Consider the following 15,124-nt stretch of genomic DNA (forward strand, 5'->3'; position numbering starts at 1 on the left):
CATCAACAGGGAAACGTCGCTTTGTTTTCCTTAACATGAAAATAAAAAGGAAAAGTTATGCAGAAAAAACGTCCACTTCGGGAAGCTGATGTTACAGCCGAATCAGTTTTTTTTATGCAACGACGACAAATCCTCAAAGCACTTGGGATAGGCGCGGCGGCGGCCACGCTGTCTTCCCCTACACGGGCTAATTTGTTGGATTGGTTTAAAGGCAACGATCGTCCACCAGCACCCGCAGGCAAAGCGCTCGAATTTACAAAGCCCGAGCGCTGGCAAAACAGCCTGTCTCTGACGCCAGAAGACAAGGTGACGGGCTACAACAATTTCTATGAATTTGGTCTGGATAAAGCAGATCCTGCCGCCAATGCCGGTAGTCTGAAAACCGATCCCTGGACATTGACGATCAACGGAGAGGTCAACAAACCTTTAACCTTGGATCATGATGCGCTGACCACTCGCTTTCCGTTAGAAGAGCGTATTTACCGGATGCGTTGCGTTGAAGCATGGTCGATGGTTGTGCCGTGGATCGGATTTCCTTTGCATAAATTATTGGCGCTGGTTGAGCCAACCAGTCACGCCAAATACGTCGCCTTTGAAACTCGCTACGCCCCTGATGAAATGCCCGGCCAGAAAGATCGCTTCATTGGCGGTGGGTTAAAATATCCCTATGTTGAAGGTCTGCGTTTGGATGAAGCCATGCATCCGCTAACACTGCTGACCGTAGGCGTATATGGCAAAGCATTGCCGCCGCAAAATGGGGCGCCGATACGCTTGACCGTACCCTGGAAGTACGGCTTCAAGGGCATTAAATCGATAGTCAGTATTACGCTGACGCGTGAGCAGCCGCCGACGACCTGGAATATGTCAGCACCGAATGAATACGGTTTTTACGCCAACGTAAATCCGCAGGTCGATCACCCTCGTTGGTCTCAGGCTACTGAACGGTTTATCGGTTCGGGTGGCATTCTTGATGTACAGCGACAGCCCACGTTACCTTTTAATGGTTATGCCGATGAGGTGGCATCGTTATATCGGGGTATGGATCTTCGGGAGTATTTTTAGTGAGGTTGACCGCAAAACAGATAACCGGCCTGAAAGTGCTGCTGCATCTCGCCGGTTTTTTACCCCTGCTATGGCTCTTTTGGGCCGCGCAGCATGGCGGGTTGGGTGCCGACCCGGGAAAAGATATCCAGCACTTTACGGGCATTACCGCGCTAAAGTTTTTGCTTGCTACTCTGCTGATATCCCCGCTTGCACGCTATGCAAAGCAGCCTTTGTTGTTTCGTACCCGGCGGTTGTTAGGTTTATGGTGCTTTGCATGGGCCACACTGCATATGGCCAGCTATGCTCTGCTGGAACTGGGTATACAAAATCTGGGATTGTTGGGTCGTGAACTGGTTTCACGCCCATGGCTAACCCTGGGCATGACCGGCTGGATTATCTTATTCCTGTTGACGTTGACCTCCACGCAAGCCGCGCAGCGTAAAATGGGCAAACGCTGGCAAACATTGCACAACTACGTCTACCTGGCCGCCATTTTGCTACCGCTGCATTACCTGTGGTCGGTAAAAGTGTTATCACCGCTCCCTATTATCTACGCCATCTGTTTTGTGGTTCTGTTGGCTTTTCGCTATAAAAAACTTTTACGAAAAACCAGGTATAAAGGTGTGTTTATGAAAAGTGAGTGAATCACGGTAAACTTCTTAACCACACCTAAACAGAACGAGAACAAAAAATGAGTAACAATGATAATTACCATCAGCTCACCCGCACGTTCCAGCGGCTCTCTCGCTTCTCCCACCTCTCGGCAATCGCCAGTTGGGACATGTTTACCATGATGCCGTCAGGAGGAAGCAAAGCCCGCGGCGAAGCGCTGGCCGAGTTGAGCGTGCTTGAACACCAACTGTTAACCGATCCGAAAGTGGCAAGGTGGATCTCCGCAGCACAACAGGAAGACCTCAACGATGTAGAACAGGCGAACCTGCGCGAAATGTCGCGACTGCATCACCAGGCATCCTTGTTGCCGGAATCGTTGGTAGAAGCAAAATCACTTGCGGGAAGCCGCTGCGAGCATGCCTGGCGTAGCCAGCGACCGGCAAATGACTGGGAAGGATTTTCCGAAAACCTGAAAGAGGTTGTGAAGTATAGCCGCGAAGAAGCCCGACTGCGCGCAGAAGCTAAAGGGTGTTCGCCGTATGACGCGTTACTGGACATTTTTGAACCGGGAATGACCAGCGCGCAGTTGGACAACCTTTTCGCGGACGTTAAAAGCTGGCTACCCGACTTGCTAAACAAGGTAGTGGCAAAGCAATCTCAACAGTCGCTCATCGCCCCGGTAGGCCCCTTCCCAACAGCTGTACAGCGAGAGTTGGGTCTTGAAACAATGGCACAGCTAGGTTTCGACTTTACCGCTGGTCGGCTGGATATCAGTGCACATCCCTTCTGTGGCGGCGTACCAGAAGATGTTCGCATTACCACCCGCTATGATGAAAACGAATTGCTCAGTGCGCTGTTTGGCGTGATCCATGAAACCGGTCACGCCCGCTATGAGCAAAATCTTCCGCGTAACTGGTCAGGGCAACCTATCGCTCTGGCACGTTCCACCGCCATTCATGAGTCCCAGAGTCTGTTCTTTGAGATGCAACTGGGACGCAGTAAAGCCTTTCTGACACGGTTAATTCCTGCTGTAACGCGCTACTTTGGCGATCAGGCTGCCTTTGAAGAAAGCAATTTCATCGCCTGGAACCAGCAGGTCAAACCCGGGTTTATCCGTGTTGATGCCGACGAGGTGAGCTATCCCGCTCACGTGATCCTGCGTTATGAAATCGAACGTGCGCTCATTAATGGCGATATTGAAGTGGATGATATCCCGGCATTGTGGAATGAGAAAATGCAGGCCTGGCTGGGGCTGTCAACGATCGGAAACTATCGTAACGGTTGTATGCAGGATATTCACTGGACCGACGGCGGCTTTGGCTACTTCCCTTCCTATACCTTGGGCGCTATGTATGCGGCGCAGTTGTTCAGTGCCGCTAACCGCGCATTACCTGATTTGAATCAGTCTATTGCGCAAGGTGAGTTTGGTCCCCTGTTTGACTGGTTACGTCAGAACATCTGGCAGCATGGCAGCCGTTTCACCACTGAACAGCTTATTACCCAGGCCACCGGAGAGCCGCTTAGCAGCCGTTATTTCCGCACCCACCTGGAAGCCCGCTATTTGTAATCTCATACCGTGAGTCATTGTACATATCGTTACACGCCGATACCAATGACTCACGGAAACCCTGTGATTACAGCGATATAGTTATTTCAACGGCCCCGCAGTGGGGTTGAATGAAAAACCAAATCGAGGGTATGAGAATGAAAAAAGTATTAGCTCTGGTTGTTGCCGCTGCTATGGGTCTGTCTTCTGCTGCATTTGCTGCTGAAACAACTGCTACAACCGCTCCGGCTGCTGCAGCAACCACTAAAGCTGCGCCGGCAAAAACCACGCATCATAAAAAACAGCACAAAGCAGCGCCGCAGAAAGCACAGGCTGCCAAGAAACACGCTAAAAAATCCACCACAAAACCGGCTGTAGAACAGAAAGCACCAGAGCAGAAAGCTCAGGCTGCTAAAAAACACACCAAAAAAGCTGCAACCAAACCAGCTGCAGAACAAAAAGCGCCAGAGCAGAAAGCTCAGGCCGCTAAAAAACACACCAAAAAAGCAGTAAAACACGACACTGCTAAACCAGCAGCTCAACCTGCAGCATAACGCATTTGTAGTCACTATGGCGTCCCCCACGCCATAGCATACGGCGCTAGATCGACCTGATGTAGCGCCGCCTTTCGGAGGGTAAAATGGTGTCACATTACCGCTTTGAGTTAATTCTTATTACGCTGATAATTTGCGCCATCATCGCCATGCGTTTTTATCTTGCCTGAATGTAGTTATCTGATTTTACTCCCACTTTCACGTCGTCCCGTCTATAGTATTAACTGAGGGTTTGCTGTTAATAATCATAATTCCCCACCAGAGCGTGATATGCATAAAACCATTGCTGTATTACTGGGTTCACTTTGTTTACTTCCTGTCGTTGCGCATGCGGACAAGCCTGCAACGGACAGCGCTGAAGCAGAAAATATAAAAACGCTGTTTTTTGGTCATGACGATCGCATAAAGGTGACTGACCCTACACAATCGCCGTGGGACGCTATCGGGCAACTGGAAACCGCCAGCGGTAACCTGTGTACCGCCACGCTCATTTCGCCACATCTGGCCCTGACGGCCGGACACTGTTTACTCACCCCCCCGAAAGGTAAGCCGGACAAAGCCGTCGCATTGCGCTTCGTGTCTAAAAAGGGTCTCTGGCGCTATGAAATCCACGACATTGAAGGCCGGGTTGCGCCCTCACTTGCCAAACGTTTAAAAGCCGATGGTGATGGCTGGATAGTGCCGCCTGCCGCAGCCCCGTGGGATTTTGGTCTGGTGGTGCTGCGTAATCCGCCGTCTGGCATCACACCGCTGCCACTGTTTGATGGCGACAAGGACGCGTTAACCGCGGCGCTAAAAACTGCAGATCGTAAAGTCACGCAGTCGGGCTATCCGGAAGATCATCTGGACGACCTGTACACACATCAGGATTGTGTGGTGACCGGCTGGGCGCAGAATACCGTCTTGTCACACCAGTGCGACACGCTCCCGGGCGACAGCGGTTCGCCATTGATGTTGCAGACAGAGTCTGGCTGGCAGTTGATTGGTGTGCAAAGCTCCGCTCCAGCAGCCAAAGATCGCTGGCGGGCAGATAATCGCGCCATATCCGTGACCGGTTTTCGCGAGAAGCTGGAAGCGTTAGCGCAGGAATAACACATGCTGCCCGCATTAACGGGCAGCATGGATATCAGGCAAGTTTTATCATTATCATTCCGGCCAGCAGCAGTATCACGCCGATCCAGCCCTTATTATTCAGACGCTGACCAAACAGCACCCAACCTGCCGCTAATGTCGCGGCAATACCGAATCCGCCCCACAAGGCGTAGGCAACAGAAAGGTCAATACCTTTTACCGCCTGCGACAGCGCGCTAAAGGCTGCTAACACGGCAGCTAACGACAGCACGCCATAAATCTTGCGGCGAAAACCATCGGAAAATTTCAAAAAGACGTTAGCGACGATTTCCAGCACGATGGCCATACCCAGCCAGGCACCGTGAACCCATTCAAACTGTTGCATGAGTCACCTCTTTGCCCGGTTTAACAGGCTTTCGGGTGCCGGATTTAATCAGCACAATGCCGACCACCAGTGAAGCCAGTCCTGCCACCTTCAATGTGGACAAGGTTTCGTCAAATAACAGCACGCTAAACAGCGTAATAAATAAAATACCGATACCTTCCCACAGGGCATAGGCCACACCAAGGGCAATTTTTTTAACGGCAAAACTGAGAAAAATATACGATAAGGCGATCATTACCAGCATTAAAATAAAGCCCGAATTACCATGGCCGACGCTTGCCCATTTCATTGAAAGCGTACCAGTAATTTCAGCCGCGATGGCCAGACCTAATAATATCCAGTAAAACATGATGCTTCTCCTGCTTGAGAATATAGTCCTTTGGGCCTACTGCATGCAGTAAACCAAAAAATAAAATTAGTTAGCTCAGCGCACAGCGCCAGCTCAGGCAGAAGAAGGGACTAAAGCGCGTTGCGCCAGTGTTGCTCACCCGCAAGCAAGAAAGTGGAAGAGGTACGAAGAAGTGAAGGTAAACGCAAAAACATCCTGAACATATTGTCCATAATATTACAATTATCCGCAGTGTTGCTTCTCATCATCGCGGATGATAATTGTCCTCGGTAGTTAAACACAGATGATTTGTATCATAGCTTCAATACGAACTCAAAGTCTTTTCACTTCTTTACCTGCCCCGTTTGATTTTTGTTATAACGACTCGACGCAAATCACACTATTATTCAGATTCAAAAATCAAAAACGCAGGAATACATATGGCGAAACCGATCATCACGCTTAACGGTCTAAAAATAGTCATTATGCTGGGCATGCTGGTTATCATCCTGAGCGGCATTCGCTTTGCCGCAGATATCATCGTCCCCTTTATTCTGGCGTTATTTATAGCCGTTGTGCTGAACCCCGTGGTGCAGCGGATGGTCAAGCTTCGCATACCGCGCGTATTTGCGGTGTCATTGCTCATCGTTATTATTGTAATGCTAATGGTACTGCTGTTAGCGTATTTAGGCACATCCTTAAATGAGCTTGCGCGTACGCTACCGCAATATCGCTCTTCACTGGTTATTCCACTAAAAAATCTTGAACCATGGTTACAACGCGCAGGGATCGGGGTTTCCGTGGATGAGCTCGTCAAATATATCGATCCAAACGCGGCAATGACGCTGGTGACCAATTTGCTGGCGCAGCTTTCGAATGCTATGTCATCGATCTTTTTACTGCTACTGACGGTAGTTTTTATGCTGCTGGAAGTACCGCAACTGCCCAGCAAACTAAAACAAATGATGAGTCGCCCCATTGAAGGTATGGCGGCGATTCAACGCGCCATCGACAGCGTCTCTCACTATCTGGTGCTTAAAACGGCAATCAGCATTGTGACCGGGTTGGTCGCCTGGGGCATGCTTGCTGCATTGGATGTGCGCTTTGCCTTTGTCTGGGGATTACTGGCCTTCGCCCTGAACTACATCCCTAATATCGGTTCGGTATTGGCGGCCATTCCCCCTATTGCTCAGGTGCTGGTATTTAGCGGCCTTTACGATGCGCTGGTGGTTCTGGCAGGCTATCTGGTCATCAACCTGGTATTCGGGAATATCCTCGAGCCGCGGATCATGGGGCGTGGACTTGGACTGTCTACGCTGGTGGTATTTTTGTCGTTAATCTTCTGGGGCTGGCTGCTCGGCCCTGTTGGGATGCTGCTTTCTGTTCCGCTAACCATCATTGTGAAAATCGCGCTAGAGCAAACCAACGGTGGTCAAAGCATTGCGGTGTTACTGAGCGATCTCAACAAAGAGTAAAATGCAAAACGGCCTCCTCAGAGGCCGTCTTAGTTTTCACTGACGATTACAACGCTTTCAGAATCGCATCCACGCTGGCTTTGGCATCGCCAAACAGCATATGGGTGTTTTCTTTAAAGAACAGCGGGTTCTGCACACCAGCATAGCCCGTGTTCATCGAACGTTTGAACACGATGACGTTCTGCGCTTTCCATACTTCAAGCACCGGCATACCGGCGATCGGGCTGTTCGGGTCATCCTGCGCCGCCGGGTTTACCGTATCGTTGGCACCAATCACCAGCACGGTATCGGTATCGGCGAAATCATCGTTGATCTCGTCCATTTCCAGCACGATGTCATAAGGGACTTTGGCTTCCGCCAGCAGTACGTTCATATGACCGGGCAAACGCCCTGCTACCGGGTGAATACCGAAGCGCACTTTGATGCCGCGTGCGCGCAGTTTCTCGGTGATTTCCGCGACCGGATACTGTGCCTGAGCCACTGCCATGCCGTAGCCCGGGGTGATGATCACGGAGTGCGAGTTCTTCAGCATTTCTGCTGTGTCTTCCGCAGTAATCTCACGGTGCTCACCGACTTCTTCATCTAATCCAGTAGAAGAACCGTCAGAACCAAAGCCACCTGCAATAACGCTGAAAAATGAACGGTTCATCGCCTTACACATAATGTAAGACAGGATCGCACCAGAAGAACCGACCAGCGCACCGGTAACGATCAGCAGATCGTTGCTCAGCATAAAGCCCGCCGCCGCAGCAGCCCATCCTGAATAGGAGTTGAGCATTGAAACGACCACCGGCATATCCGCACCACCGATGGAGGCCACCAGATGCCAGCCAAAAGCCAGTGCAATTATGGTCATCACCAGCAGCGCCAGAACCTGCAGGCCCACGCTTTCGGTACGGACAAACACCACCAGCAGCAGGAAAGAAACAACCAGCGCCGCCAGATTCATTTTGTGACGATTCGGCAGCATCAGCGGTTTAGAGGAGATCTTGCCGCGCAGTTTGCCAAAGGCCACCACAGAACCGGTAAAGGTTACCGCACCGATGAAGATACCCAGGAACACTTCCGTCAGGTGAATGTTCACCAGAATCGGCTCCAGGCCCGTGTCGTGATACAGGTAGCTGTTGAAGCCCACCAGTACCGCTGCCAGACCAACGAAGCTGTGCAGAATTGCCACCAGCTCCGGCATCTCGGTCATCTCAACTTTCTTCGCCAGACGAATACCAATCGCGCCGCCGATGATCATCGCCACCAGGATCCACGCAACATTGCCGGTATCCGGGCCAAAAATCGTGGCAATCAGCGCAATCGCCATCCCGGCGATACCGTAGTTGTTACCCTGCTGAGAGGTTTCGTGTTTCGAAAGCCCCGCCAGACTAAAAATAAACAGGATAGCGGCAACAATGTATGCAGCTGTAACTAATCCTCCAGACATATGTTACCCCTTAGTTTTTCCGGAACATTTTCAGCATGCGCTGAGTCACGGTGAAGCCACCGAAAATATTAATGCTGGCAATAAGCACCGCGATAAAGCTCAGGAAACTCACCCAGCCACCCTGGCCAATTTGCAATAACGCCCCAACCACGATAATCCCTGAGATGGCGTTAGTCACAGACATCAACGGAGTATGCAACGCATGTGACACATTCCAGACCACGTAGTAACCCACCACGCAGGAAAGCGCGAACACCGTAAAGTGACCAAGGAACTCTTTCGGCGCAACGTCGGCGAGCCAGCCAAACAAAATCACCACCAGCGCCATCAGTGCATATTTGCGCCACGGAGAGACAGGTTTTTTCTCTTCTTTCGGTGCAGGTGCGGCTTTTGGCGCAGCCTGCGGCTGAGCAGAAACCTGGATAGGTGGCGCAGGCCAGGTGATTTCACCCTCACGAACCACCGTGACACCGCGAACAACCACGTCGTCAAAATCGACGGTGATATTGCCGTCTTTCTCTTTGCACAACAGTTTGAGCAGGTTGACGAGGTTGGTGCCGTAAAGCTGGGAAGATTGTGTTGGCAAACGGCCAGGCAGGTCGGTATAGCCGATAACCTTCACCCCGTTCTCGGTGGTTGTCACCTGATTAGGCACGGTATATTCGCAGTTACCGCCGTTTTGCGCGGCAAGATCGACAATTACGCTGCCCGCTTTCATCGAATCGACCATTTCACGGGTGATCAGTTTCGGGGCCGGTTTGCCCGGGATCAGCGCAGTGGTAACGATAATGTCGACGTCTTTCGCCTGCGCAGCGAAGAGTTCCATTTCGGCTTTGATGAACGCCTCGGACATCACTTTGGCATAACCATCACCGCTGCCCGCTTCTTCTTTAAAGTCCAGTTCAAGGAACTCGGCGCCCATGCTCTGCACTTGTTCCTTCACTTCCGGACGGGTATCAAAAGCACGCACGATAGCGCCCAGGCTGTTTGCCGCACCGATCGCCGCAAGACCTGCCACACCCGCACCAATCACCATGACCTTGGCAGGTGGAACCTTGCCTGCGGCGGTGATCTGGCCGGTGAAGAAGCGACCGAATTCATGTGCAGCTTCAACAATAGCGCGATACCCGGCGATGTTCGCCATTGAGCTCAAAGCATCCAGCGACTGTGCGCGCGAAATACGCGGCACGGAGTCCATCGCCATAACTGTCACGTTTCGCTCTGCAAGCTTTTGCAACAGTTCAGGGTTTTGCGCGGGCCAAAGAAAACTCACCAGCGTCGTGCCCGGATTGAGTAACGGAATTTCCGCCTCCTCCGGCGCATTGACCTTCAGGATGATCTCTGACTGCCAGACTGCATTTCCATCAACAATTTCTGCGCCTGCTTGTACAAACGCCTTATCGTCAAAACTCGCCAGTTGACCTGCACCGCTTTCAACCGCGACGCTGAAACCTAACTTAAGCAGCTGCTCAACCGTCTTCGGCGTGGCTGCAACGCGGGTTTCATTGGTTAACCGTTCTCTTGGTATGCCAATTCGCATAATGTTCCCTTCCATCTGTAATTATGATGATGGTTTATCAATGTTCGCACGAGGCATGCGCGCACTCTCGAGAGAGGTCAGTGTTACCTCAATAAAATAAAACAGTAACAAACTCTGTATAACCTACTGAAAATGACGCCTGTGATCTAGCGCCAAAAAACAGTATTTATTATGAAATTCGCAAAATAGAGATGAATCGAACCTCAGACAGATAAAATGCCCTAAAAATAGCCCACAAAGGCTGATAATTCGCTTAAGCGAAGCGGCAAAACATGATTACGTACCTGCCAAAAACAATTAATTAACATTAAATTAACTTATGAAATTCAACTGCTTTATCAGTTTTGGTCACCAAACGCCGAATTTTTCGGCATATCACTAAATGTTATCGATGTTGTTAAGCCAGGTGGCACGATGAGTGAAAAATGACGCAGACACTGACGCAATTTAAATGCAATAATCAGCGACGTTTCTAGTCAATAACAATACCAGTACCTGGTTTGCGCAAGGCGAAGGATTATTTTTATGAAGCTTAAGAACACTCTCCTGGCGTCCGCACTTATTTCTGCGACTGCTTTTTCTGTCAATGCAGCGACAGAATTGACGCCGGAGCAAGCGGCTGCCCTGAAACCCTATGACCGCATTGTGGTCACCGGTCGTTTTAATGCTATCGGTGATGCAGTTGCTGCCGTATCACGCCGTGCAGATAAAGACGGTGCAGCCTCCTTTTATGTTGTTGATACTTCAGATTTTGGCAGCGGCGGTAACTGGCGCGTTGTTGCCGACGTCTATAAAGCTGACGCTGAAAAAGCGGAAGCGTCAAAAAACCGTATCATTAACGGCGTTATGGAATTGCCTAAAGATCAGGCCGTTCTGATTGAACCTTACGATACCGTTACGGTACAGGGTTTCTACCGTAGCCAGCCTGAAGTAAACGATGCAATCACCAAAGCTGCGAGAGAGAAAGGTGCATATTCCTTCTATATCGTGCGCCAGGTCGATGCCAACCAGGGCGGCAACCAGCGTATTACCGCATTCATCTACAAAGCTGATGCGAAAAAACGCGTCGTGCAAAGCCCTGATGCAATCCCAGCAGATTCTGATGCCGGACGCGCCGCATTAGCAGCAGGTGGCGAAGCCGCGAAGAAAGTTGAGATCCCAGGCGTTGCGACTACCGCTTCTCCGAGTGCTGAAGTCGGTCGCTTCTTCGAAACGCAATCCACCAAAGGCGGACGTTACACTGTCACGCTACCGGATGGAACCAAAGTTGAAGAACTGAACAAAGCGACCGCCGCCATGATGGTACCGTTCGACAGCATCAAGTTCACCGGTAACTACGGCAACATGACGGAAGTTTCTTATCAGGTAGCAAAACGCGCTGCGAAAAAAGGCGCGAAGTATTATCACATCACCCGCCAGTGGTCAGAACGTGGTAACAACGTGACAATCAGCGCCGATCTGTATAAGTAATACCCAATGTATTATCAGGTCTACAGTTCTTGTAGACCTGATAATTTCGCGCAGTTCTGCTCCCAGACAAAACAAAAACAGCAGTATTAAGACGACTTTTCACACTATTAGTCACAAATCTCTCTATCCCCATTGCATGCGTTCTCTTCTCTCCGTAAAATCCCGCGCCTTAGTGGCTTTCACCATTTTTATGCGGTTTGCCAAAATAATTATTCTCTCACTCTCGTTTTTGTAACTGGATACAAATGGAAAAGAAATTGGGTCTGAGCGCACTGACCGCGCTGGTTTTAAGCTCAATGCTCGGCGCTGGCGTTTTCAGCCTGCCACAAAACATGGCGGCAGTAGCCAGCCCGGCTGCATTACTGATTGGTTGGGCGATTACCGGTGCGGGTATTCTTTTGCTCGCCTTTGCCATGCTGATCCTGACGCGTATCCGTCCTGAACTGGATGGCGGTATTTTTACCTATGCGCGTGAAGGTTTTGGCGAGCTGATTGGCTTCTGCTCCGCGTGGGGATACTGGCTGTGTGCCGTTATCGCCAACGTTTCGTATCTGGTCATTGTCTTCTCTGCACTCAGCTTCTTTACCGACACGCCTGAGTTACGTCTGTTTGGCGACGGTAATACCTGGCAGTCGATTGTGGGCGCATCGATGCTGCTGTGGATCGTACACTTCCTTGTGCTGCGCGGTGTGCAAACGGCAGCCAGTATTAACCTGGTCGCGACGCTGGCGAAATTACTACCGCTGGGTCTGTTTATCGTGCTGGCGTTCATGCTGTTTAAGCTCGACACCTTTACTCTCGATTTTACCGGCGTAGCATTGGGCGTTCCCGTCTGGGAGCAGGTCAAAAACACCATGCTCATCACCTTGTGGGTATTCATCGGTGTGGAAGGCGCGGTGGTGGTTTCTGCCCGTGCCAGAAACAAACGCGATGTCGGACGCGCCACGCTGCTGGCGGTACTTGCCGCACTGGGCGTTTACCTGCTGGTCACCCTACTGTCTCTGGGCGTTGTCGCACGTCCCGAACTGGCGGAGATCCGTAACCCATCAATGGCCGGTCTGATGGTTAAAATGATGGGACCATGGGGCGAAATTATTATTGCCGCAGGTCTGATTGTTTCCGTGTGTGGTGCCTATCTAAGCTGGACGATTATGGCGGCGGAAGTGCCGTTCCTCGCCTCCACGCACAAAGCGTTTCCGCGCATTTTTGCGCGACAGAACGCGCAAGGCGCGCCATCGGCGTCGCTATGGCTGACCAACATCTGCGTACAGGTCTGCCTGGTGCTGATCTGGCTTACTGGTTCCGACTACAATACGTTATTGACTATCGCCTCAGAGATGATTCTGGTGCCCTATTTGCTGGTCGGCGCATTTCTGTTAAAAATTGCTACCCATCCGATTCATAAGGCTGTCGGTATCGGGGCGAGTATTTATGGCATATGGTTATTGTATGCGTCAGGTCCGATGCACCTGCTGCTGTCCGTAGTGCTGTATGCGCCAGGACTGCTGGTTTTCCTTTATGCCCGTAAAACGCACGCGCATGAAAACGTATTAAAACGCCAGGAGATGGCGCTGATCGGCCTGCTGCTTGTTGCTGCTGTGCCGGCTACCTGGATGCTGATGGGGTAACGTTATACCCATCGTTCGCGACATATGGAGATTACGATGGGTAAAAAAAACCCTTTGCCAATTCTTATCACCGGAGGTGGTCGTCGTATCGGCCTCGCCGTCGCATGGCACTTTCTGAACCAAAAACAGCCAGTTATCGTCAGCTACCGTACGCACTATCCTGCCATTGACGGCCTGCGAGAAGCGGGCGCGATTTGTATCCCTGCTGACTTTTCCACGGATGAAGGCGTGCTGTCCTTTGCTGATGAGGTCAAAGCTCAGACAGATGGCTTGCGTGCTATTGTGCATAATGCCAGTGCCTGGCTTGCAGAAAAGCCTGGTACACCGCTGACCGATGTGCTGTCAGCCATGATGCAGATTCATGTCAATACGCCCTACCTGCTCAACCACGCACTGGAAAGATTACTACGCGGTCATGGACACGCGGCCAGCGATATAATCCATTTTACTGATTATGTTGTGGAGCGCGGCAGCGACAAGCACATTGCTTATGCTGCCAGCAAAGCGGCGCTGGATAATATGACCCGCTCGTTCGCGCGCAAACTGGCACCGGAAGTGAAAGTGAACGCGATTGCCCCTTCACTTATCCTGTTTAACGAGGGTGATGATGCAGAGTATCGCCAGCAGGCACTGAACAAATCACTGATGAAAACCGCGCCAGGTGAAAAAGAGGTCATTGATTTAATTGACTATCTGTTAACCAGCTGTTTTGTCACCGGACGTAGTTTTGCCCTTGATGGTGGGCGTCATCTGCGTTAGTGCAGTTTGATCCAACAAAAGATCAGCAACCACGCGCTCAGGCCCCAGCACACCACTGATCCGCCGAGCGCAACGGGTAAGCGCATAAATCCGGTGAAATACCACAGTGAAACGAGGTAGACAAAATAGGGAATAATCGACCACATGCTGAATATGATGGTTGTACGTAACGCCTCGATTCCGCGTTCACTGGCCACAATATAGTGGGCAATCAACGCAAACGTCGGGAATAACGGAATTAATCCGGCAATGTAGTAATTCTTTGTTTTCGCCAGCAAGCCAATCAACACCACCACCAGCGCACCGAGCGCCGCTTTTATAACGAGTCCCATCACTCTGCCTTAACACATCAATAACATCAGCCCATAGCATAACGGAAGCGTTCTTGTTTAGAAAAGATTAATGGAAGGAAAAACCAGGGCGGTGTATGTTGGCGTTTTATATTCAAAAATTAATGATATGAACACCATCGTATTTGTTGAAGATGATCCCGAAGTTGGCTCACTGATTGCAGCCTATTTGGCCCGGCATGATATTGAGGTTATCCTTGAACCTCGTGGTGATTTGGCCGAGGAGAAAATCCTGCACGTTCAACCCGATCTGGTGTTATTAGATATCATGCTGCCGGGCAAAGACGGGATGACTATCTGCCGAGATTTACGCGGACGCTGGCAAGGCCCGATTGTCCTGCTCACCTCGCTGGACAGCGACATGAACCATATCCTGGCACTGGAAATGGGCGCCTGTGACTATATTCTGAAAACCACGCCGCCAGCGGTGCTGCTGGCTCGCCTGCGTCTGCACCTGCGTCAGAATGAGCACTCTGCCCAGTCTAAAGGCATTCAATCGGCGACCATCACACCGCACACAACGCTGCGCTTCGGCACACTCACTATCGACCCAACCAACCGCTCCGTGCTGCTCGGCGGCGAGCAAGTTTCTCTTTCCACCGCTGATTTTGAATTACTGTGGGAGTTGGCAACCCATGCCGGGCAGATTATGGACCGCGATGCGTTGCTGAAGAACCTGCGCGGCGTAAGCTATGACGGCATGGATCGCAGCGTAGATGTCGCGATTTCCCGGTTACGCAAAAAACTGCTCGATAACGCGACTGAACCTTATCGAATCAAAACAGTGCGCAACAAAGGTTATCTCTTTGCACCTCACGCCTGGGACGACGAGCCACAGAAGTAATGCCATCGGGCCGATCTCATTGATCGGCTGGATTACTCACAATACGTTACACTGTCACTTAAAATCGTCTACAGAACAGGCAT

Annotated in this window: 17 protein-coding genes; 11 read left to right on the plus strand and 6 right to left on the minus strand. The window is 50.9% G+C overall.

The features are described 5' to 3' along the window. Positions 1-57 precede the first annotated feature (57 nt). The 6 genes from msrP to OGV74_RS11655 all read left to right on the plus strand — a co-directional run bounded on the left by msrP (position 58) and on the right by OGV74_RS11655 (position 4,848). Positions 58-1,062: a protein-methionine-sulfoxide reductase catalytic subunit MsrP gene (gene msrP / locus OGV74_RS11635; protein WP_003028929.1), complete on the plus strand. Its 1,005-nt coding sequence runs from the start codon at positions 58-60 to the stop codon at positions 1,060-1,062. Further along, positions 1,062-1,688, plus strand: a complete 627-nt coding sequence (msrQ, locus tag OGV74_RS11640) for a protein-methionine-sulfoxide reductase heme-binding subunit MsrQ (RefSeq protein ID WP_049015830.1) — start codon at positions 1,062-1,064, stop codon at positions 1,686-1,688. Before msrP ends, msrQ begins: the two co-directional genes overlap by 1 nt. 47 nt (positions 1,689-1,735) lie before the next feature. Continuing rightward, positions 1,736-3,223 (plus strand): carboxypeptidase M32, encoded by a 1,488-nt coding sequence (locus tag OGV74_RS11645; protein ID WP_032949251.1) that lies wholly within the window; start codon positions 1,736-1,738, stop codon positions 3,221-3,223. Positions 3,224-3,360: 137 nt separating this feature from the next. Further along, complete coding sequence (gene asr / locus OGV74_RS11650) at positions 3,361-3,756, plus strand: acid resistance repetitive basic protein Asr (protein WP_003028934.1); 396 nt, start codon at positions 3,361-3,363, stop codon at positions 3,754-3,756. A gap of 86 nt (positions 3,757-3,842) precedes the next feature. Beyond that, the gene (gene ydgU / locus OGV74_RS23395; protein WP_085954017.1) at positions 3,843-3,926 is read left to right on the plus strand and encodes a small membrane protein YdgU; all 84 of its coding nucleotides are present in this window, start codon (positions 3,843-3,845) and stop codon (positions 3,924-3,926) included. 100 nt (positions 3,927-4,026) lie between these two features. After that, positions 4,027-4,848 (plus strand): trypsin-like serine peptidase, encoded by an 822-nt coding sequence (locus OGV74_RS11655; protein ID WP_003836367.1) that lies wholly within the window; start codon positions 4,027-4,029, stop codon positions 4,846-4,848. A gap of 34 nt (positions 4,849-4,882) precedes the next feature. Here the strand turns inward: OGV74_RS11655 and mdtI are convergent, their stop codons facing one another. From mdtI to OGV74_RS23400, 3 genes are all read right to left on the minus strand, one after another. Next, positions 4,883-5,212 (minus strand): multidrug/spermidine efflux SMR transporter subunit MdtI, encoded by a 330-nt coding sequence (gene mdtI / locus OGV74_RS11660; protein WP_003028939.1) that lies wholly within the window; start codon positions 5,210-5,212, stop codon positions 4,883-4,885. Further along, positions 5,199-5,564, minus strand: coding sequence for a multidrug/spermidine efflux SMR transporter subunit MdtJ (gene mdtJ, locus OGV74_RS11665; RefSeq protein WP_161799268.1), 366 nt, complete (start codon positions 5,562-5,564; stop codon positions 5,199-5,201). The genes mdtI and mdtJ overlap by 14 nt, the downstream gene beginning before the upstream one ends. A 107-nt stretch (positions 5,565-5,671) precedes the next feature. Next, complete coding sequence (locus OGV74_RS23400; protein ID WP_085951052.1) at positions 5,672-5,842, minus strand: protein YdgV; 171 nt, start codon at positions 5,840-5,842, stop codon at positions 5,672-5,674. 138 nt (positions 5,843-5,980) lie between these two features. Here OGV74_RS23400 and OGV74_RS11670 point away from each other — a divergent pair, with 138 nt between their 5' ends. Continuing rightward, positions 5,981-7,015 carry an AI-2E family transporter gene (locus tag OGV74_RS11670; protein ID WP_086504062.1) on the plus strand — a complete coding sequence of 345 codons (1,035 nt, stop codon included), beginning with the start codon at positions 5,981-5,983 and terminating at the stop codon, positions 7,013-7,015. A gap of 46 nt (positions 7,016-7,061) precedes the next feature. On the opposite strand, the gene pntB is transcribed toward OGV74_RS11670, so the two are convergent. Both pntB and pntA read right to left on the minus strand, forming a co-directional pair. After that, a complete protein-coding gene (pntB, locus tag OGV74_RS11675; RefSeq protein ID WP_086504061.1) occupies positions 7,062-8,450 on the minus strand; it encodes a Re/Si-specific NAD(P)(+) transhydrogenase subunit beta in 1,389 nt (462 codons plus the stop codon). Positions 8,451-8,460: 10 nt separating this feature from the next. Next, positions 8,461-9,990 (minus strand): Re/Si-specific NAD(P)(+) transhydrogenase subunit alpha, encoded by a 1,530-nt coding sequence (gene pntA, locus OGV74_RS11680; RefSeq protein ID WP_003028945.1) that lies wholly within the window; start codon positions 9,988-9,990, stop codon positions 8,461-8,463. Between the two features lie 525 nt (positions 9,991-10,515). Between pntA and ydgH the strand changes: the two genes are divergently transcribed. The 3 genes from ydgH to folM all read left to right on the plus strand — a co-directional run bounded on the left by ydgH (position 10,516) and on the right by folM (position 13,847). Then, positions 10,516-11,460, plus strand: a complete 945-nt coding sequence (gene ydgH, locus OGV74_RS11685) for a DUF1471 family protein YdgH (RefSeq protein WP_003028946.1) — start codon at positions 10,516-10,518, stop codon at positions 11,458-11,460. A 245-nt stretch (positions 11,461-11,705) separates the two neighbouring features. Beyond that, on the plus strand, positions 11,706-13,088 hold the full coding sequence (locus tag OGV74_RS11690) for an amino acid permease (protein WP_086504060.1): 1,383 nt from the start codon (positions 11,706-11,708) through the stop codon (positions 13,086-13,088). A 36-nt stretch (positions 13,089-13,124) separates the two neighbouring features. Then, complete coding sequence (folM, locus tag OGV74_RS11695) at positions 13,125-13,847, plus strand: dihydromonapterin reductase (RefSeq protein ID WP_048218963.1); 723 nt, start codon at positions 13,125-13,127, stop codon at positions 13,845-13,847. On the opposite strand, the gene OGV74_RS11700 is transcribed toward folM, so the two are convergent. Next, a complete protein-coding gene (locus OGV74_RS11700; RefSeq protein WP_003028950.1) occupies positions 13,844-14,179 on the minus strand; it encodes a GlpM family protein in 336 nt (111 codons plus the stop codon). The genes folM and OGV74_RS11700 overlap by 4 nt on opposite strands. A gap of 127 nt (positions 14,180-14,306) precedes the next feature. Between OGV74_RS11700 and rstA the strand changes: the two genes are divergently transcribed. Then, positions 14,307-15,041, plus strand: coding sequence for a two-component system response regulator RstA (gene rstA, locus OGV74_RS11705; RefSeq protein WP_003028952.1), 735 nt, complete (start codon positions 14,307-14,309; stop codon positions 15,039-15,041). Positions 15,042-15,124 lie beyond the last annotated feature (83 nt).

The sequence above is a fragment of the Citrobacter sp. Cf116 genome, assembly GCF_030336505.1.
GTDB classification, from domain to species: domain Bacteria; phylum Pseudomonadota; class Gammaproteobacteria; order Enterobacterales; family Enterobacteriaceae; genus Citrobacter; species Citrobacter freundii.

What these genes read in the sequence shown, in the direction of transcription:
- msrP (WP_003028929.1), top strand. Translation starts at nt 58, where the DNA reads ATGCAGAAAAAACGTCCACTTCGGGAAGCTGATGTTACAGCCGAATCA.
- OGV74_RS11645 (WP_032949251.1), top strand. Translation starts at nt 1,736, where the DNA reads ATGAGTAACAATGATAATTACCATCAGCTCACCCGCACGTTCCAGCGG.
- asr (WP_003028934.1), top strand. Translation starts at nt 3,361, where the DNA reads ATGAAAAAAGTATTAGCTCTGGTTGTTGCCGCTGCTATGGGTCTGTCT.
- ydgU (WP_085954017.1), top strand. Translation starts at nt 3,843, where the DNA reads ATGGTGTCACATTACCGCTTTGAGTTAATTCTTATTACGCTGATAATT.
- OGV74_RS11655 (WP_003836367.1), top strand. Translation starts at nt 4,027, where the DNA reads ATGCATAAAACCATTGCTGTATTACTGGGTTCACTTTGTTTACTTCCT.
- mdtI (WP_003028939.1), bottom strand. Translation starts at nt 5,212, where the DNA reads ATGCAACAGTTTGAATGGGTTCACGGTGCCTGGCTGGGTATGGCCATC.
- OGV74_RS11670 (WP_086504062.1), top strand. Translation starts at nt 5,981, where the DNA reads ATGGCGAAACCGATCATCACGCTTAACGGTCTAAAAATAGTCATTATG.
- pntB (WP_086504061.1), bottom strand. Translation starts at nt 8,450, where the DNA reads ATGTCTGGAGGATTAGTTACAGCTGCATACATTGTTGCCGCTATCCTG.
- pntA (WP_003028945.1), bottom strand. Translation starts at nt 9,990, where the DNA reads ATGCGAATTGGCATACCAAGAGAACGGTTAACCAATGAAACCCGCGTT.
- ydgH (WP_003028946.1), top strand. Translation starts at nt 10,516, where the DNA reads ATGAAGCTTAAGAACACTCTCCTGGCGTCCGCACTTATTTCTGCGACT.
- OGV74_RS11690 (WP_086504060.1), top strand. Translation starts at nt 11,706, where the DNA reads ATGGAAAAGAAATTGGGTCTGAGCGCACTGACCGCGCTGGTTTTAAGC.
- folM (WP_048218963.1), top strand. Translation starts at nt 13,125, where the DNA reads ATGGGTAAAAAAAACCCTTTGCCAATTCTTATCACCGGAGGTGGTCGT.
- OGV74_RS11700 (WP_003028950.1), bottom strand. Translation starts at nt 14,179, where the DNA reads ATGGGACTCGTTATAAAAGCGGCGCTCGGTGCGCTGGTGGTGGTGTTG.
- rstA (WP_003028952.1), top strand. Translation starts at nt 14,307, where the DNA reads ATGAACACCATCGTATTTGTTGAAGATGATCCCGAAGTTGGCTCACTG.